The sequence below is a fragment of the Methanocorpusculum petauri genome (genome assembly GCF_026891975.1).
Lineage (GTDB): Archaea > Halobacteriota > Methanomicrobia > Methanomicrobiales > Methanocorpusculaceae > Methanocorpusculum > Methanocorpusculum petauri.
This window is the reverse complement of record NZ_JAPTGB010000028.1, coordinates 1-17,942: the sequence shown is the minus strand read 5'-3', so window position 1 is coordinate 17,942 and position 17,942 is coordinate 1. Positions and strand designations below refer to the sequence as shown.

Genomic DNA, 17,942 nt, shown 5'->3' with positions numbered 1-17,942 from the left:
AACCAACTCTGATACACACACAACTGAAAAAACTCAGCTGTGTCTCACATACAGACCATCGGGCTGTGAGATAACAACATAGGATGAAACAACATATCAATCCACCGGAAAAATTCAGAGAGACGCAATAGTCACCCTCATAATACCCTGATACCAACCTAATAAGAACTCATGAATAGGGAGGGAGAAAAATCACCCGAACCGAGAAATCCAGGGAAAAAACACCCGGAAATTGTCTATCGGATGATCAGAAGCTGGAATGAAGCAGAGATTATTGATCTCTACCGCGCTGGCGGATGGTGGGAAATGGGCTGGAGTCCCTCAGGCATCACGCCCCTGATACGCGGCAGTTTCCTTTTCATTATTGCTCTTGATACCACCACAGATCAGGCTGTCGGAATGGGCAGAATCATCGCCGATGGATCATCCGACGGTTATATTCAGGATGTTGCCGTCCTCCACAATTATCGCGAACGCGGGATCGGAACAACGATTGCAACCCTGCTTCACAGCCTCGGCGCAGCACTTGGCCTTTCCTGGATCGGCCTTATTTCAGCTCCTGGAAAGGAAAACATCTACAAACGCGCGGGCTTCTCCCCCATGGAAAACTATACCCCGATGAACCTTGACGAAGAACGACCAAACAGATATCATGACACTCAGTAAATCCGATTATCATCCAGTAACACTTGAGAATAAGCCGATTTTCGACAAAATACTCCGGAATCACCCACAGATTCATTCCGAATGCTCATTTGTGACGATGATATGCTGGCAGAACTATGCTCACTATTCGTTTGCGGTTGTTGACGACCGGCTGCTTATTTCATGTACGGTGGATGGACAGACAACATTCCGCGCGCCGATTGGTGATCCTGCGCCGGATCTTTTTGAGGAAGTGCTGGCGCTTGCAAAAGAAGAAGGAGGAAAGATGGCAATGGACTTCTATGATGAGGCAGACGTCTGGTACATGAAAAACGCTCATCCTGAAACACCGGTCTATAACAGTCGCGGATTCTCAGAGTATTATTATCGTGCAGAAGAACTTGCCGAACTCCATGGGAAGAAGTACCTGAATCTCCGCGGGCAGATAAACAAGTTCAACGCCGAGTACACATACACAACCGAGAGAATAACAGAACCGATTATCCCCGAAGTACAGGAAATGATCAAAGAATGGAGTATCTCAAAACACTGCGAAGCAAACCGGATTATGAAAGAAGAAGTAAACGCGGTGCGTTTTGTGCTGGATCATTGGCAGGAGTTGGGGTGCGAAGGGCTTGCAATCCGTATCCAGCCGGAAGAAACTATCGGAGCAATCGCCATCTGGGAAGAATTGAACGAATCCACCGCGCTGGTTCACTTTGAAAAAGGTTTTGTTCGCTACGAGGGCATTTACAAAATTATCAACCAGGAAACAGCAAAAGTGCTCCGCAGGAAATATACATGGATCAACCGTGAATCCGATATGGATGTGCCGGGACTTCGTGAGGCAAAGCTCCGGTATCATCCGGAACACTGTGCGAAGGCATGGTATATTAAAAAGAAGGAGATTGTACTCTGAGAGATTTTATCAGGGCGACCACAAAATATACCGGGCACACGGATCTTCACAGAAACCAATACAGGAGAATTGCAACCGGGGACACGAATTTCCCCCCCCCCGGTTTTTCCGTGCCTTTCGGGATCGCTCCAAGTGAAACCACACACCCCTATTTATATCACATAAATGTACCAAACAACACTCACAAAACAGAACACGGAGTGAACAAAGCCTACCACATGCTATTAGTAAGTCAACGGCATATCTATAGAGCGGATGAATCTGTTGTTTGAACTCTCCGGAGAAAATCCGGTATTGGCTACAGCCGAGATAGGCTGTGTGGGAACTGTTACCCGCACCGCAACCGGTATCGCTCTTGCCGAGATTCCTGATCCGGAGATGACGACACGGCTCGCACAGACCCATGTAATCATGGAACTGATTGGAGAATGTGATGGAACGAGTGCCGCGCTCGCAGAGCTTCTGGCACAACTTGATATAACCGCCGATCGCCCGTTTGCCTGCAGAGTCCGAAAGATTCACCCAGCAACGGTTGATGCGTCCCAGTTGGACCTGGAACGCATGATGGGGAAGAGCATCCACGGAAAAGTTTCCCTTCAGTCCCCTGAGATGGAGTTCCGTGCACTCTTCACCGATAACCGATGCTTCCTTGGTCGAGTGCTGTACACAATTGACCGAGGTTCCTATGCATACCGAAACCCGCAGAGGCGGGCATTTTTCCACCCAGGTGTGATGATGCCGTTGATGGCGCGGACAATGGTAAACCTGACACATGTACGGCCGGGAGAACTATTGTGCGATCCGTTCTGCGGCACAGGAGGTATGCTGCTTGAGACAGAACTGATGGGTGTCCGATCCATCGGAAGTGACTATGATCCGGAGATGCTTGCAGGGTGCCGGAAAAACCTACCGGACGGCGCATATGTCCGGGCGGACGCGACACAAATGCCGTACCCCGACAGCTGTTTTGACGCGGTTGCAACAGATCTTCCGTATGGGCAGTCAACGACAATCGGGGCGGATTCTCTTGATTATCTCTATGTTGAATCACTCAAAGAAATCCGCCGTATTCTGAAAAAAGGAGGTAAAGCGGTTGTGGTGACACATCGCGACATAAGGCATCTGGCAGAGGATCTTTTTGAGATCTCCGGTTATTACGAACAGCGGGTACATAAGAGTCTGACGCGAAGGATTCTGGTACTGAGCTGAACAGGTTTAGACGTTAAATATGAAGTACATGCAAAAGGAGCTTTGATGCTCCAGTGGATTACCGAGCAATTTACCCGCTATCATCCTGACCGGGCAACAGCAGTGCGGGCAATGCGGCATATGCGTCCAGCAGAGCGGAAAAATCTGTTTTCGGAGGATATTATGCTGATGCGAACAGCTGAGGGATACTGGTTTGAATCCCTGATTTATGAGCAGCTGCTGAAGATTGCATCGCAGACAAATACGATTAAGAAGATTGTGCGAAAAGGTGCGGATGTACCGAAACATAAGACGAAAATTACTCTTGGCACGAATGGATTGTATTCTGCGGAAAAAGGAGATATCCGGGTTCGCGGGAATGGTCAGGACCTGGCAGAGGTGGATCTGCTGCTGTTTGATAATGAAAACAAGGTAGTATTCTGTGAAATCGTGACCTCACCTGCAGATCTGAAAGATCTCGAAGCAGAGATTATTTACAAGAAGCATCTGTTCGGCTATATGTTCGGGCAGGAGCATGTGGGATTCATCCTGTTTTCTGCGGTGGATATTTCAAACACACAGGTGGTGAGGCGGCTGGTTGCGGATCCGGATAATGCGTATGTAGGGACGAAACCGTGCGAGGTGATGAAAGCAGTACTGAAACCGCTACGGCTGACGACACTTCCGACACAACCGGTGAAAAATCCGAAATTGGTGTCATGCGAGTCCCTGCGTACCAGGGGATTCGATTATAAGAAGCTGCACGATGAGGCACTTTCAAGGTTGTATTTTGCGATAGATCATCATTTTTCAGCGGAGCAGTACTTTTCGGATCCATGCGTATCGCCGATTGTGAAAAAGGTGATCTGCGGAGGTCTGTATCCATCGGCGTTAAAGGGCCTGGTTACTGAGTATGGTCTGCGGGTGAAGTTGGATGTTCTGGATTATACGAAGCTATCACAGAATTATTCAAAGGTTGTACTGGCGGTGGATTTTCCGGAGATGTCACCGGTTGTTTATCTGAAACCCCGTAAACAGCGGACATATTTTAAGATGATACCGTTGAAGGCAGGCGGGTTTAAGTATGAACGGCCGACACCGTCACGGGTCGGGTTCTATTTGTGGCTGGAATCGGTGAAACCGACACTGGGGATCGAACGGACACGGGATGTGCTGAAGTTTTGTGAGAGTACAAAATAGCCCCCTTCCCCAATCTCCACATCTATATACTCATCCGGCAAACAAAGATTCATGACTGAAGAACTCGATAATGAAACAATCCAGCATGAACTCAAGCGACTCGAAGGAATGATTCTCATTCTCGAAAAAGAAAACACTGAGCTGCGCAGCCGCATCTCCTCACTTGAGCTCCAGACTGGCCAGCTCACGGACCGCGTACTGCGCATCGGCGGTAACTGCTCATCATGTGGAATCTAACTGCCCAACCACCATGACCGGCCGCAATGCCCACGCCGGAACCCCGGCTGTATTAATCGTAAACGCTTTAATTCTGGCATTCACGTCCCCGTGTGCCCCTATATCAACCCAGGAACCCCCCGCTGCATCATGCAGATAACTCTCCCCCGCCTCCGATGACGAATAAGAAAAAATTCCCTCTGCCCGATCCATCAGGTCCAGCGGCAGTGATAATCCCGCATTTCCAAAAAAATCAATTGTATCCGACGGCGCAGACATCATCACGGTAACCGAAAACACCTGACCCGGCCGCAAAAGCAGATCATTTTCCAGCACAACTGTATGATATCCGCAGAACTGCTCAGTGCCGTTTTGCACCCGCTGCAACGTATTTCCAATTCCCATATCTCCCGTCGAGACAAACACCGTATAAGACACATTTTCATTGAACGTGAAAAACGACACCGCAGACAAACGTTCCCACCCCTCCGAGACAAAAACATTCGCCGCAGACACAGTAATTTCTGCATCTCCAGCACCTGCAGTTATCGGCATCGATGTTGGCAGAATCCCGCCATCATACTGATAATTATAATCATAATCATCCGATGGAACCACATCATAAAACACCGCGCTGTCCAGCGAAGTATCATAATACGAAATCCAGATACAACCCTCATCCCCAAACGCTGTACCCCAGCTGTTCTTCACAAGCCATGCACCATCCCCGGGCGGAACAACCAAGAAATTGTTCCGCGAAAAATTGTCATCCCAGCCGATCAGACTCACCGAATGTGTACTCTTTGTTTCATTTCCACAATAATACGAAAACGTATCACCGCGATAATACATATCATCCGAAAAATACCCGACCGACGCAGCACCGCACTCCATCAGCATCCGCTTTATCAGATCCTGCTCATCAAAATCCAGCCACCACGAGTTTGCAAGATGATAACTGTCTGCCGTGTATGCAAGTGACGGAGCCGGTACCGGAGCTAGCCTCGGGGCATACGGTACAACCGACTCATTCACGAACCCGAGCCAGGATGCAAGAGCAAACGTCGCAAATATTTCATTCCCTCCTGCTTCAAGATAGGTAGCATTTTCCAGTCGCACATAATCACCGCGAAGTCCTGCAAGCCCCGGAATAACCACGTCAATGCTGATCGGATCCCGGTTGTACGTAAAATAAGATAGATGCATCTCGGAAAGGTTCGCAGTCTCCGCATCCGCATACCCTTTCAGAATGATGTTCGACTCCGCAGCACTTACTACCCCAAACGCCCAGCAGGTATTCACATCACCCTGAGACTTTGCCGGAGTCACTGCATGTACATCACGCAGATCAAAAGAAGCGGGAAGCATCCCGGCAACCGGGACCGTGATCATGCAGAAAAAAAGAACGAAGCAAACCATACGATGAATCATGAAACCACCGGTACCGGATTGTCTTCCTCATCAAAGACAAATACCTCTTCAATCGGGAGCCCGAAGATGACTGCAATCTTATGGGCCAGCAGAACCGAAGGATTGTACTGTCCTTTTTCCAGAGAAATAATGGTCCGGGAGGATACTGAGACCGCATCAGCAAGCTCCTGCTGGGTCATGCCGCAGGCAGCCCGCAGTTCCCGGATTCTGTTATCCATATACTCACCTTATTATTCGGGTCGGAAAGAAAATAGCCTTACTGTCTTTTGAATCCCGGAAACTATTTCTCCACTCCATCAGAATCACAGCCTCTTCTCATAGTACAGGTTCATCACAAGAAGCGTTCCGGCCATTACCCCGATACCAGTCCAGAGTGCAGCACCCGCCGCAAGGAAAGAGGATTCCTTTGTCACACCAAACAGACAGACAAGAACGAAACCTGCGGTAAAGAAAAGAAAATTCAGAATTTTCAGGCTCGCAGTCGCACTTTTCATCGCAACAAATCTGTCGCGTTCGTCAGCATACTGCTCAATCATTTCGGCGGATGATGTCCCCCGAAATGCCGAGTAAAAACCGACAATCGCAAGGAGACACAAGAGAATGCCTCCAATCACAAACCGCATTTCTCCGGCAGTCACACCACAGACGAAAACACACACGGCAAGGATCGCAAGAACACTGCTGAAAGCAAATTTTTCAAGACGCAGTATTTTCATCGGGATCACACCTTCCGTTCAAACCAAGAATGGGCAATCAGATAGACGAGGGCCAGAACAACGAGCAGTCCCATCAAAAGCACCTGCACCGCAGAAACAACCGACGATGGAATATCGCCCGTAAGAAGACCAAGAATCGGCCCCGCATTCAGTGCCGCAAACAGCAGAGCAATAACTGCAACCTCCTGCATTATCCAAGATGTCTTTAGAATAACAAGCACGTCACGTTCATCAACTTTTGGAAATAGCGTAGTTCCGGCAGCATAAGTTTGATCTTTCCGATGCTTCAGGACATACCCTGCCGCAGCAGCACCCGCAACAAGGAACAAAACTGCCGAATAGGGAAAATCCCGAAGAGAATCAGCAAACGAAAAGAGCAGACTTACAGCTCCGCAGACGAAAAACACGGCAGCAAGAACAGTGTAGCGCTCAAAATAATATAGAGACATCGTGAATCAGAACCTCGCAGAACAGTATATGAAGTTTATTTCATATGAAGTTATCTTCACTAAAACTCATTCGGAAATCTCATCTCAGATGAAGAATCACCGGATACAAAACAAAATATTTTCCCTCACAACGTACCTACCAAGAGTTTTTTACCGATTACTCGCATAAAAAACACCACCAAAAGAATCATCTCTCGGTATTTTCCTTCGTAATGACAGAATACACAACACAGAAAACATCACAACATCGTTCTGTTTTGCGCATTCTCTCATTAATAGTGAAAACCCAAAATGTTTGGGGGGATTACAAGTGGAAACAGAAGCGGAACTTATCATGTCGGTAGTGGTCGTGCTCGCGTGCGCCATTGCTGTTCTCTTCGTTGGCAGACGGTTACGCATGCCGTTCATTATCGGGTATTTCATCACCGGTATCATCGTCGGCCCTGCGTGTCTTGGGCTCGTAACTGAAGAGCAGGTATCATTGTTGGCAGAGCTGGGAGTCATTCTCCTGATGTTTACCATCGGACTGGAGATGTCACTCAAGAGTCTTCTGTCGATGAAAAAGATCGTTCTGATAGGCGGAACACTGCAGCTCGTCATAACAACCGCCGCCGTCTGGGCAATCATGGTTGCCGTCGGATTTAACTCAAATGTCGCGCTTTTTATCGGTTTCCTCGTCGCGCATTCCTCCACTGCAGTCATCATGAACCTGTACCAGAATAGCGGAGAGATCGATACCCAGCACGGAAAAATAGCACTTGGTCTTTTAATTTTCCAGGACTTAAATGTCATCCCCATGATGCTCATGGTACCAATTCTCGCCGGAAACGCCGAAACAAATCTCGTCAGTGAACTCATAAACTTCGGCGTCGGTATGGTAGTTCTCGTGATTGTACTGGTAGCCGCAATCTTCCTGGTACCGCGGTTCCTCACCCGGGTTGCCCTCACGCGTAGCAAAGAACTGTTCATCATTTCCATTGTCGCTATCTGTTTTGGTATCGCCTGGCTGATGTCCTTAAACGGCGTGTCCCTTGCGCTCGGTGCATTCCTTGCAGGCATTGCGATTTCCGAATCCGACTACAGTCACGAAGTTATCGGTCAGATTTTGCCGTTCCGTGATCTGTTGACGAGTTTTTTCTTTGTTTCAATTGGTATGATGCTCAACCTCGTGTACGTATGGGAACATCTTGTCCTGATCATCGCAGTTGCAATCCTCCTGCTGTTCGGAAAAACCCTCATCAACTTTGTCAGCGTAAAGACCATCGGTATTGCCAGCGGAGCTGCACTCCTCTCGGCTATTGGTCTATCACAGGTTGGAGAGTTCTCATTCATTCTCGGATCGACCGGACTTGAAGCAGGAATTCTCACACAGGATATCTATCAGGTTTTCCTTGCAATTACCATCGTAACCATGGCAGTGACACCATTTGCAGTCAATGCAGGGCCGGCACTTGCCAAGAAACTGATTAAACCCAAAGTACCGGGAGGAAACATATTCGATAACGATACCGAATCCTGTGATGTCCAGCCAAAGGAACATGTGATCATTGTAGGATACGGGCTGGCAGGTCAGTATGTTGCAAAGGCGCTGAAACGGGTGGACATTCCCTACATCATTCTTGAACTCAATGCCGAGACAGTGAACCGCGAGAAGAAACGGGGAGAACGGATTGTGTATGGGGATGCAACCCGGGACTCGATCCTTGAGTATGCAGGTCTGATGAAGGCACGGACGATTGTGATCAGCATTCCGGACATGGAAGCAATTAAGGCGATTATCTGTACCGCGCGAGGAATGAACCCGAGGATCAACATCATTACCCGTTCAAGATTTATCTCCGAAACCGAAGAACTGTACCGCCTCGGAGCAGACGAAGTTATCGTGGATGAAAGAGAAGCAGCGATTCAGATCTTCCGGAGAATTCTGGCAAATGAACAGGTGCCGCAGCAGGATCTGGATCAGTATGTGAAACAGATCAGAAATGACCTCTATGATCAGTACATCGATGCGAAGATGGCGCCGCACGCACGGGAAACGGAAGGAAGCGGATGGTTCGATACAATCCGTCTGAAAGCAAAGAGTATCGATGACAAAACCGCGACTAGCCGTGCCTCGGTTGAGCAGATTCATGTCTGTAAAAACTGTGAAGTTGCAGGTAGGAGACTGTCAGATATTCATCTGCGGGCAAACTATGGCGTATCGGTTATTGCAGTCCGTCGCGGGGAAGAAGGAGGAGATTCCGTTGTTGCTCCGGATGGAAATACCGTGCTTGAGGAAGGAGACACCGCAGTTGTGATCGGACATCGTGGTGCAATTACGGAAATACTTCCATTATTTACTGAGCATTCCGAGGAAAAGGAGAACTAACCTATTTTTTTCCAGCGGACGAGGATGTCCGCCGGAAAATATTTGTATTGAAGGCAGTCGGGGGTGTGGAATAACTGCTTCACGTGAGATATTATTGGGGAATAATATGCTGGATGAAATTATGGCCGGTTTGCGTGTGTGGTAACGTGTGTCCTGATGTGTTGTTGAGAGACCGGCATCTCGGGTGAGAATTACATGCTGCTCTTTTTTGTATCTGTCTTGCGGCATCACCATCCGGATAGTTTTTTTTCGCTGCAACTCGTTCAGAGTTGATTACTAATAGTAAGTGATAACAACATATAATCTTTTTTAAACAGATGTTTGACCAGAAAGGATGCAGCAGTGATGCCATCATAGATATCTGAAACCAGAATTCTGACAAAAATACAGAACAGAGGAAACAGACGTGAAAAATCAAAATGAATAGCGGAGTAGAGTTCACGGAACGGAACACGAATACGGGAAGATGAATGTACAGATATTTCTGTAATCCTTTACCGAGGGTGTATCTCACAGGATGAGACTATAATTACTTGTTTTTTCCCGGGACACTTGCAAATATGAGTTGCAACTCAAAAATAATGAGAGATGGCTTTGAGAATAAACCATATAGTGATATACGAAAAATAATGAACGACAAACAGGAATCGATGTCAAATGAACTGTGACACCCACGGAAAAGACAAAAGAACATAAGGATGGTGTGAGAGCATTTCAGTGTAATTTCTCTCAGGAAAACCAAGTAAATCTTTTTTGCGTCATCACATTGTTGTAAAACCTAATAATCGGGAAAAACCAATAGTACCCCCGCAAATGACTCCGTCAGATGAAATCAGCGGAGCGGCACAACGTCGCCCCTATATCGACGAAACGTTTCAGCAGCGGATTCGCCCCTACATAGAAATACTGAATGACGACGAAGCAGAGAAGTACTTCGCCGAAGCGGAAACAGCTGTGGAACAGCTGGCCTCCATCGGGAAAGATCCTAAAGAAGTACTGCAGATCATGGAAAACATCGGCCTGTACCTCTCGGAAAACTCCGGCGAGAACTTCACCGCCGACTATCAGAAAATCCAGCTTTCCGAAGGCCGTGAACTCTGGTCCATCCAGCTTCCCGGCGGAGGAAACATTAACCTCTTCCGAACGCCGGACGGCGACATGGTGCTCGATACCGGATACGGTTGCTGCTATTATGACGTCGAAAGGATGCTGCATACCCTTGGAATCGATGGATTCGCCCATGTCAAAAAAGTCATCTGTACCCATGCCGATGCTGATCACTGTGGAGCTGCCGGATTTTTGCCGGTGACCCCTCTCATGCACCCGGTCACCAAACAAATCCTGGATGCAGGAACACGGGGATTTGGATCCAGCACCAACAACGAAGATCTGGAACGGGCCTATACCACAACCATCAATACCTTTTCCAAAATGAACATCCCGGAACAGGTTGATCTTTGCAAAACAGAACGAAAACAGATGCATGGTCTCTTCCCGGTAATTGATGAGGTTGAGTTTGGCGGCATGCACTTCGAGATCTGGGAAAGCCTCGGTGGCCATATCGCGGGACAACTGTTTCTGTACGAAAAAAATGAGGGACTGCTTTTCACCAGCGATGCACTGATCAACTTCGCCAGTATGACAAAAGTCCGTAAAAATTATTGTTCCATTGCCGACTATCTCGTCACCAGCGTAAACGTCAACAGTGATATCGCTCGCATCGAACGCCACGAGCTGATGCGCATCGCAAAAGAAATTGATGCTGAACTCAAAGAAAAAGGAAAACGACTTCTGCTCTGCTGCGGCCACGGTGCAGTGTCCATGCTTGATGATACGGGAAACATGATCTCCGCCTGCGAACCCATACACTATACCGCACAGTAATGATTATCAGGGAAACGGCGGACCACTTTTTTTTGAACTGAATTTTTTGAAAACAGAAATGATTGCGTGCGGGTACAGTTTACTCGGTATAGATTTTTCAGAAAAAATTCGCACAGAAGTGTCACCAGCAAAGCACATCCCGAAAACAGAGAATGAACTTCTCCGCAGTTTATCATCAAAAAAACCCAAAAATACCCTTACGTACCGGAACCGGCATCCCTAAGTAGCCGGACCGAAAAACAACTATCAAAGAATCATGCAGAAACCTCTCCTTGAACCTGCCTATGCCGCAGTCCTTTTTGATATGGACAACACACTCTTTGACTTCATCGCCGCGATGAAGCGCGGAGCAGCAGCGGCAGCAGAGTATATCGGCGAGGGAACAGGAGATCAGCTGCTCTCTTACTATCTGCGGTGGAAATACCACATTGAAGATCATGCAAATCTGCAGGATTTCATGATGGATCATCACAAATTTACCGTGGACGGCTACCTTACCGCCGTAAAAGTATTCGAGGATGCAAAGTTTGCAGGCCTCACCCCGTATCCCGGCATCCCCAATCTCCTTGCATCTCTGAAAGAAAAAGGGTACCAGCTCGGTATTGTAACAGACGCCTATGAATATGCGGCAACCGAGCGTCTCAAACACACGGGCCTTGACAGATACTTTGACACTCTCGTCGCCTACGATGCAACCGGCTATAAAAAGCCGCACCATGCACCCTTTGAGTACGCCATGAACCTGTTGGAAACACAGCCGCATGAAACGGTATATGTTGGCGACTCCATCCGGCGTGATATTGAACCCGCAAAAGCCCTTGGAATTGCCGCAATTTATGCCGCATACGGAGATCGAAACTTTTTCGAGCAGAACAGATGTTGCCCGCCGCGGGTCATCGTAGCACACAGTCCGGACGAGATCGGAAAAATTCTCTTATAAAAAAAATTAGTCATCATGCGGTACATCACCGCGGGAGATGACCTGGGCAAACATCTGGCCCAGACAGGTCAGATGGATAGCAATGTTTCTGCCGTACTTGGTTTTCACAATAAAACCGCCGGCCTCAAGCTTTGAAAGATGGTGAGACAGTCTGCTTCTTTCGCTGCGGAACCGTTTCGAGTTTTTGTCGATTTCCGGAAACATCAGATAGATCAGTGAATCAAGTGATTCCACACCATCGCCGATACGTGAGATCAGCAGCTGCTGTTCTGCACCCGGATATCCGATCGGCAGTACCGGGATTTCGACAATTTCCGTTGCACCAACGATGGCACCTTCATCGCTGTAGTGAGGGAGAGCCGAAACAACCCGTGCTCTGCTCATACTGGCTGCAATGTAGGCGCTCATAGAGAGCGGCTGCAGTGCACCAGCAACATTCAGAAGAACCTCATTACCAAGCGTACGCTCCGCATTGATGATGGAGAGGATCTGATTTGCAGCATCCATAACAGATGACTTGTTCACTTCAACGACCGTTACCGGCCAGAAAATTCCAAGATCTCGGGCCAGAGACTTGGTAGTCTTCTGGACCAGCGCTTCGCCCGAGAACTTCGGATCATTTCCCGTTACCAGAACGATACGGGAAAAGCCCACTTCCCGGAGGAGTGAGATCGAACCCATCAGGAAATCCCGCTCGGGTCCGACAAAAACTACGTGTGTTGTTGGCATGTTTTTGTTCCAGTTCATATTTGCATTGAATATTATATTATGTTGTTGGCAGTACAACTCGATGTACAGCGCATCTGAATTTATTTTCCGGAAAAAAGAGTTTAAGTTAAGCGGTCTGAATCTTTGCGACTTCTTCCAGACCAAGCTCAGCGATGGAGATCTTCTGCATTTCTCCTTTCTGGATTTTACCGGTGACGGTCATCGGGAACGAGTCCACAAACTTGTAGTACCGGGGGACCTTGTGACGGGCGATCTTGCCGCTACAGAACCCCTTGATCTCATCCTCGGTAAGCGTCTGTCCCGGCTCAACCTTGACCCACGCCATCAGTTCCTCGCCGTATTTGACATCCGGAACACCGATAACATACACATCCGAGATTTTCGGGTGAAGGTGCAGAAACTCCTCAATCTCACGTGGATAGAGATTTTCTCCGCCGCGAATGACCATTTCCTTTAACCGACCGACCATCTTGATGTAGCCTTCGGCGTCCATGGTACCAAGATCGCCTGAGTGCAGCCATCCGTTACGATCAATAACCTGAGCCGTTGCGGACGGGTTGTTGTAGTAGCACTTCATCTTCATGTAGCCGCGGGCACAGATTTCTCCGGTCTCACCGATGGGAACAACACGACCGGTCTTCGGGTCCATGATAACAAGTTCGGTATGCGGGAACACACGACCGACAGTGGTGACACGCCGTTCAAGACTGTCATCGGTGGTGGACATCGTGATTCCCGGTGCAGTCTCGGTCAGACCATAGACGATGACAATTTCCTTCATATTCATCTTCTCGCTGACTTCCCGCATCCGCTCAATCGGACAGGGAGAACCGGCCATGATGCCGGTGCGGAGGCTGGAAAAGTCATAGCGGGAGAAGTTCGGGTGCTCAAGTTCTGCGATGAACATGGTTGGAACACCGTGCACCGCCGTACAGCGCTCATCCTGAATGGCTTTCATGACCGACTCCGGGTCAAAAAACGGTGCCGGAATCACCATCGTGGTTCCATGTGTCATGCATGCCATGTTAGAGAGCACCATACCGAAGCAGTGATAAAACGGAACCGGAATGCAGAGTTTGTCCTTTTCGGTAAACTTCATGCCGTCACCGATGATCATGCCGTTGTTGAGTACGGAGTGGTGCGAGAGCACCACTCCTTTTGGATAACCGGTGGTACCGCTCGTGTACTGGATGTTTAAGGGATCGTCAAACTCGACGGATTCTTCCCGTTCGGCAAGTTCCTGATCCGAAATCTGGCGGCCTGCGTCGATGAGTTCACTCCAGCGGTACATGCCGTTGTAGGGAATTTCTCCCATGAAAACGATGTTTCGCAGATACGGGAACTTCTCGGATCTCAGGCGTCCGGGTTTTGCTTCAAATGCTTCGGGACAGGCTTCATAAAACATGCCAACATAGTCGGAGGTCTTGAACCGGCCCTGCAGAATCAGCGTGTCAACCTCAGACTGCTTTAATGCATATTCAAGTTCAAATGTCCGGTATGCCGGGTTGATGTTCACCATGACAGCGCCGATTTTTGCGGTGGCAAACTGCACAAGTACCCACTCGGCATAGTTCATGGCCCAGATGGCAACCCGCATGCCGCGTTCAACACCCAGCATCATGAGACCTTTTGCTACGGTATTGGTGGCATCTAGAAACTCCGTCCAGGTGTAACGGAGGTTCTGTTCAACGGAGACGAGGGCGTCATTGTCCGGGTACTTCGCTGCAATGCTGTTGAATACTTGTCCTACGGTTTTTCCAAGAAGCGGTTTCATGGATACACCGCATGCGTAGCTTTCGGCCATACTCCCTAAATGTTGGGGTTTGGAATATAAAAAACGTGGGCGGCGGGGACTTTGCTGCAAACCGACCGGATTCAAATTTTGTTGGTCGGGAGTCTGCGGTACGTGGTTTGTGTGGAGTTCCCACGAAAAACCAATGATAAAGAAACAAAAAAAAGAATGCAATAAAATTAGTTTTTCTGAATTGTGATCATGATATCGTCAACCATGATCACATCAACCGCTTCACCGGAGACGGAGTAGACAAAGGACGTTGTCCATGCACCCTCGGGAACAGCAGTCTCCTCGCCGTCCACAAGGATCGTTGCCGGCGGTGTAATCTTGTCCGCATCGGACAGGGCGTTCACCGCTGCCATGAATGCGCCGGCTTTGCCGCGGAGCGTCTTGCCGACGATACCCTTGTTGAACACGACATCTCCGACTTTCTTTTCAAGAGCAGGTTCTTCGGCTTTCCAGACGACCGTGCCGTTGACGGTTCGTCCGAGGTCGCCGGCATCGTCCACATTGTGTGACGGCGTGTAAATGGTGATCTCACCAAGCGGGGAGTTTAAGGCAAGGCCCGCGTCGTGCTTGTACTTGCGGAGCACACCAACGATCCTGACTATAAGATCACCGTCGCGTACTGCATCGGCATCGGTATAGGAGAAGTCCACCCACGGGTGATCGATAATTCTCTTGCCGCCGGAGAGGTGGTGGTAACATTCCTGCGCAAAGAACGGAATGTAGGGAGAGAGCATCGTACAGAGCGCGTCCATCGTTGTGCGGAGCGTGTAAACCGCACCGGCACGATCCGGTTCGGTGCTGTAGAGTCTTCCTTTGACCAGTTCAAGATACTCATCGGCAAGCACGTTCCAGGCAAAGTCACGGATGAGTTTGAGACCTTTGTCGAAGAGATAGTTTTCCATTGCGTCCGTTACTTCTGCGATTGTGTGCGACAGGTTTGCAAGCATCCAGCGATCGAGAAGTGTGGACGGGGCATTCGTCTCCGGTACCGGGCTTTCTTTATTGATCTGCATTAAGGAGAACCGGACGATGTTCCACATCTTGGTCTGGAAGCGGGACGCGGCAATGACGTCGTTCCAGTTGAACTGGATGTCCTGACCAGTGGACGAGCCTGCGGCTGCCCACTGGCGGAGCGCATCCACACCGTAGGGTCCCATGACGTCTTCGGGTCCGATGACGTTGCCGCGCGATTTGGACATCTTGAATCCGTCTTCACCGAGCACCATGCCGTTGATGAGAATGCCGTCCCAGGGTTTCTCACCGAGGAGTGCCATGCTGCGGAGGATGGTGTAGAACGCCCAGGTCCGGATAATGTCGTGTCCCTGCGGACGAATCTGTGCCGGGAAGAAGGGCGGCATGCCGGATCCGTTCCAGCCGGTGACGTGCAGGTCAGTGATGGAGGAGTCCATCCACGTGTCAAGCACATCCGTCTCGCCGGTGAACGAGGTTCCGCCGCACTTCGGGCAGGCATGTTTCGGTTTGTCGATGGTCGGGTCAATCGGGAGGTCTGCTTCGTCCGGGAGAATCATCTCGCCGCATTTATCACAGAACCAGACCGGAATCGGGGTGGCAAACAGCCGCTGGCGGGAGATGCACCAGTCCCACTCCATCTGTTCAGCCCAGTTTTCGAGGCGCTGAAGCATGTGCTCAGGATACCATTTTATGTCACGGGCAGCTTTGACGATCTCGTCGCCTTTGACTCTGACGAACCACTGACGCTCGGAGAGGATTTCAATCGGAGTCTTGCATCTCCAGCAGCCACCAACCCGCTGATCGATCTGTTTCTGGTTTTTGAGGATGCCGAGTGCTTTCATGTCGGCAAGGATTGCGGCGCGGCAGTCTTTTGTGGTCATGCCTTCGTATTTGCCGCAGATGGCGGTCATGGTTCCTTTGGTGGAGAGCGCTTTCCGGAGAGGGAGGTGGTGTTTCTTCCACCAGAACACATCGGTCTTGTCACCGAACGTGCAGATCATCACCGCACCCGAGCCGAAGTTCATGTCAACGGCGTCGTCGGCGATGATGGTGACTTCGTGGCCGAAGATCGGCACGCGAAGTATTTTACCGACGATTTCCTTGTAGCGGTCGTCATCTGGGTGAACAGCTACGGCAACGCAGGCGGCAAGGAGTTCGGGACGCGTGGTTGCAATCTCCAGTCCGTCGAAGTCGAAGAAGTTGAGGAGCGTGGTTCCTTCGTAGTAGGATACTTCGGCAAAGGCGATTGCGGTCTCGCAGCGGGTACAGTAGTTGACCGGGTGTTCATCCTGATAGATGTAGCCGTCTTTGAGCATCCGCAGGAAAGAGAGCTGCGTTTTTGCGTAGTAGTACGGCTCCATGGTGATGTATTCGTTGCTCCAGTCAACGGAGAAGCCCATGGTACGCAGGGACTGCCGCATCTTTTCGATGTTTTCGACGGTAAGTTCGCGGCACATGCGGCGGAATTCTTCACGGGAGACATCGTTTTTGGTGATGTTGTGGGTCTCTTCGACTTTGACTTCAGTCGGTAGTCCGTGACAGTCCCAGCCCTGTGGGAACATGACGTTAAAACCGGTCATGCGCTTGTACCGGGCGATGATATCCATGTAAACCCAGTTTAAGGCGTGGCCTATGTGGAGTTTGCCGGTCGGGTACGGCGGAGGGGTGTCTATGATGTATTGGGGTTTTTTGGAGTGCGTATCGAAGTAGAAATCGGTATCATTCCATTCGGCAAGCCACCGTTTTTCGACGGCGGCAAAGTCGTATGTTTTGGGAAGCTCCTCTGGGAGTGACATCTGCAGTAGTTTTTGTTTTTCTTTGCATTTGATTGTTATTGAGAGAAAAAAGAGCAGGGGACAAATGCGGGGAGCAGTCCCGGGAGGATAAACCGGGAGAGAGGTATGTGCAATAACCAGTATAATGCCGGACCGCGGAAGCGATAAACACGATACAGAAGTGCCGTGCACGTTGCGAATCATATGGAGTAGCGGCTCCCCGCATCAACGATGTTGTTCTTTGAGTGGTAACGATTGCCCGCGGATCTGCTCCTGTCCGGATCCGTTTTTTGCAAACGCTACAGAGATAGTATTGGTTGCAGTATTATTAAATATATTTGTTTAAAAAACATGATAAATATATTAAATAACATTTACAAAAATGCGGGAAGATTCCCGGGGGTATTTTCCGGGATGAAGGGCTTGGTGGCAAGGTTTGTTTGCAGGATACCTGATTGTATTACGAAGAACATGTGATTCGGAGGTTTGTTTTAGCTCTTCCCGCACCCAGTCTGTGCAATAATAACGATCTGATCTGTCCTGCCCTGAGGATCAGGTCGCTACATGCTATTATATGTTCCAGACATATTAAATATTTTTGTTAAAAAAATAGATTGATAAAATAAAAATAATGAACTAATAGATTACAGACCTCTTCTCTTTCTTTCTGCTGCAATGGGGCTTGGTCCGATCTCTTTTACAGTGT

The 17,942-nt window shown here is 49.2% G+C and carries 15 protein-coding genes; 8 read left to right on the top strand and 7 right to left on the bottom strand.

From position 1 onward, the window contains the following. Positions 1-243 precede the first annotated feature (243 nt). The 5 genes from O0S10_RS09970 to O0S10_RS09950 all read left to right on the top strand — a co-directional run bounded on the left by O0S10_RS09970 (position 244) and on the right by O0S10_RS09950 (position 4,189). The gene (locus O0S10_RS09970; protein ID WP_268925735.1) at positions 244-666 is read left to right on the top strand and encodes a GNAT family N-acetyltransferase; all 423 of its coding nucleotides are present in this window, start codon (positions 244-246) and stop codon (positions 664-666) included. Further along, complete coding sequence (locus O0S10_RS09965) at positions 653-1,564, top strand: DUF2156 domain-containing protein (protein WP_268925734.1); 912 nt, start codon at positions 653-655, stop codon at positions 1,562-1,564. The genes O0S10_RS09970 and O0S10_RS09965 overlap by 14 nt, the downstream gene beginning before the upstream one ends. 294 nt (positions 1,565-1,858) lie before the next feature. Then, positions 1,859-2,773 (top strand): methyltransferase domain-containing protein, encoded by a 915-nt coding sequence (locus O0S10_RS09960; protein ID WP_338148569.1) that lies wholly within the window; start codon positions 1,859-1,861, stop codon positions 2,771-2,773. A 45-nt stretch (positions 2,774-2,818) separates the two neighbouring features. Continuing rightward, positions 2,819-3,952, top strand: a complete 1,134-nt coding sequence (locus O0S10_RS09955) for a hypothetical protein (protein WP_268925731.1) — start codon at positions 2,819-2,821, stop codon at positions 3,950-3,952. A gap of 51 nt (positions 3,953-4,003) precedes the next feature. Next, positions 4,004-4,189 carry a hypothetical protein gene (locus O0S10_RS09950; RefSeq protein WP_268925730.1) on the top strand — a complete coding sequence of 62 codons (186 nt, stop codon included), beginning with the start codon at positions 4,004-4,006 and terminating at the stop codon, positions 4,187-4,189. On the opposite strand, the gene O0S10_RS09945 is transcribed toward O0S10_RS09950, so the two are convergent. The 4 genes from O0S10_RS09945 to O0S10_RS09930 form a co-directional block, all read right to left on the bottom strand. Continuing rightward, a complete protein-coding gene (locus tag O0S10_RS09945) occupies positions 4,175-5,560 on the bottom strand; it encodes a lectin like domain-containing protein (RefSeq protein WP_268925729.1) in 1,386 nt (461 codons plus the stop codon). The genes O0S10_RS09950 and O0S10_RS09945 overlap by 15 nt on opposite strands. A gap of 35 nt (positions 5,561-5,595) precedes the next feature. Next, complete coding sequence (locus O0S10_RS09940) at positions 5,596-5,817, bottom strand: helix-turn-helix transcriptional regulator (RefSeq protein ID WP_268925728.1); 222 nt, start codon at positions 5,815-5,817, stop codon at positions 5,596-5,598. A gap of 84 nt (positions 5,818-5,901) precedes the next feature. Then, positions 5,902-6,315 carry a DUF2178 domain-containing protein gene (locus O0S10_RS09935; protein ID WP_268925727.1) on the bottom strand — a complete coding sequence of 138 codons (414 nt, stop codon included), beginning with the start codon at positions 6,313-6,315 and terminating at the stop codon, positions 5,902-5,904. 5 nt (positions 6,316-6,320) lie between these two features. After that, entirely contained in the window at positions 6,321-6,764 is a 444-nt protein-coding gene (locus tag O0S10_RS09930; RefSeq protein ID WP_268925726.1) for a hypothetical protein, read from the bottom strand. A 310-nt stretch (positions 6,765-7,074) separates the two neighbouring features. On the opposite strand from O0S10_RS09930, the gene O0S10_RS09925 reads away from it, so the two are divergent. The 3 genes from O0S10_RS09925 (at position 7,075) to O0S10_RS09915 (ending at position 11,956) form a co-directional block, all read left to right on the top strand. Further along, a complete protein-coding gene (locus O0S10_RS09925) occupies positions 7,075-9,132 on the top strand; it encodes a monovalent cation:proton antiporter family protein (RefSeq protein ID WP_268925725.1) in 2,058 nt (685 codons plus the stop codon). A gap of 813 nt (positions 9,133-9,945) precedes the next feature. Next, positions 9,946-11,016, top strand: coding sequence for an MBL fold metallo-hydrolase (locus O0S10_RS09920; protein WP_268925724.1), 1,071 nt, complete (start codon positions 9,946-9,948; stop codon positions 11,014-11,016). 256 nt (positions 11,017-11,272) lie between these two features. After that, the gene (locus tag O0S10_RS09915; RefSeq protein ID WP_268925723.1) at positions 11,273-11,956 is read left to right on the top strand and encodes an HAD family hydrolase; all 684 of its coding nucleotides are present in this window, start codon (positions 11,273-11,275) and stop codon (positions 11,954-11,956) included. 6 nt (positions 11,957-11,962) lie between these two features. Here the strand turns inward: O0S10_RS09915 and O0S10_RS09910 are convergent, their stop codons facing one another. From O0S10_RS09910 to O0S10_RS09900, 3 genes are all read right to left on the bottom strand, one after another. Continuing rightward, positions 11,963-12,685: an HFX_2341 family transcriptional regulator domain-containing protein gene (locus O0S10_RS09910; RefSeq protein ID WP_268925722.1), complete on the bottom strand. Its 723-nt coding sequence runs from the start codon at positions 12,683-12,685 to the stop codon at positions 11,963-11,965. 106 nt (positions 12,686-12,791) lie between these two features. Continuing rightward, complete coding sequence (locus O0S10_RS09905) at positions 12,792-14,489, bottom strand: AMP-binding protein (RefSeq protein WP_268925721.1); 1,698 nt, start codon at positions 14,487-14,489, stop codon at positions 12,792-12,794. 167 nt (positions 14,490-14,656) lie between these two features. After that, entirely contained in the window at positions 14,657-17,257 is a 2,601-nt protein-coding gene (locus O0S10_RS09900; RefSeq protein WP_268925720.1) for a valine--tRNA ligase, read from the bottom strand. Positions 17,258-17,942: the final 685 nt, after the last annotated feature.

Excerpts from the sequence above, each read along its gene's own strand:
- O0S10_RS09970 (WP_268925735.1), top strand. The coding sequence starts at position 244 with ATGATCAGAAGCTGGAATGAAGCAGAGATTATTGATCTCTACCGCGCT.
- O0S10_RS09965 (WP_268925734.1), top strand. The coding sequence starts at position 653 with ATGACACTCAGTAAATCCGATTATCATCCAGTAACACTTGAGAATAAG.
- O0S10_RS09955 (WP_268925731.1), top strand. The coding sequence starts at position 2,819 with ATGCTCCAGTGGATTACCGAGCAATTTACCCGCTATCATCCTGACCGG.
- O0S10_RS09950 (WP_268925730.1), top strand. The coding sequence starts at position 4,004 with ATGACTGAAGAACTCGATAATGAAACAATCCAGCATGAACTCAAGCGA.
- O0S10_RS09945 (WP_268925729.1), bottom strand. The coding sequence starts at position 5,560 with ATGATCACGGTCCCGGTTGCCGGGATGCTTCCCGCTTCTTTTGATCTG.
- O0S10_RS09940 (WP_268925728.1), bottom strand. The coding sequence starts at position 5,817 with ATGGATAACAGAATCCGGGAACTGCGGGCTGCCTGCGGCATGACCCAG.
- O0S10_RS09935 (WP_268925727.1), bottom strand. The coding sequence starts at position 6,315 with ATGAAAATACTGCGTCTTGAAAAATTTGCTTTCAGCAGTGTTCTTGCG.
- O0S10_RS09930 (WP_268925726.1), bottom strand. The coding sequence starts at position 6,764 with ATGTCTCTATATTATTTTGAGCGCTACACTGTTCTTGCTGCCGTGTTT.
- O0S10_RS09920 (WP_268925724.1), top strand. The coding sequence starts at position 9,946 with ATGACTCCGTCAGATGAAATCAGCGGAGCGGCACAACGTCGCCCCTAT.
- O0S10_RS09915 (WP_268925723.1), top strand. The coding sequence starts at position 11,273 with ATGCAGAAACCTCTCCTTGAACCTGCCTATGCCGCAGTCCTTTTTGAT.
- O0S10_RS09910 (WP_268925722.1), bottom strand. The coding sequence starts at position 12,685 with ATGCCAACAACACACGTAGTTTTTGTCGGACCCGAGCGGGATTTCCTG.
- O0S10_RS09905 (WP_268925721.1), bottom strand. The coding sequence starts at position 14,489 with ATGGCCGAAAGCTACGCATGCGGTGTATCCATGAAACCGCTTCTTGGA.
- O0S10_RS09900 (WP_268925720.1), bottom strand. The coding sequence starts at position 17,257 with ATGTCACTCCCAGAGGAGCTTCCCAAAACATACGACTTTGCCGCCGTC.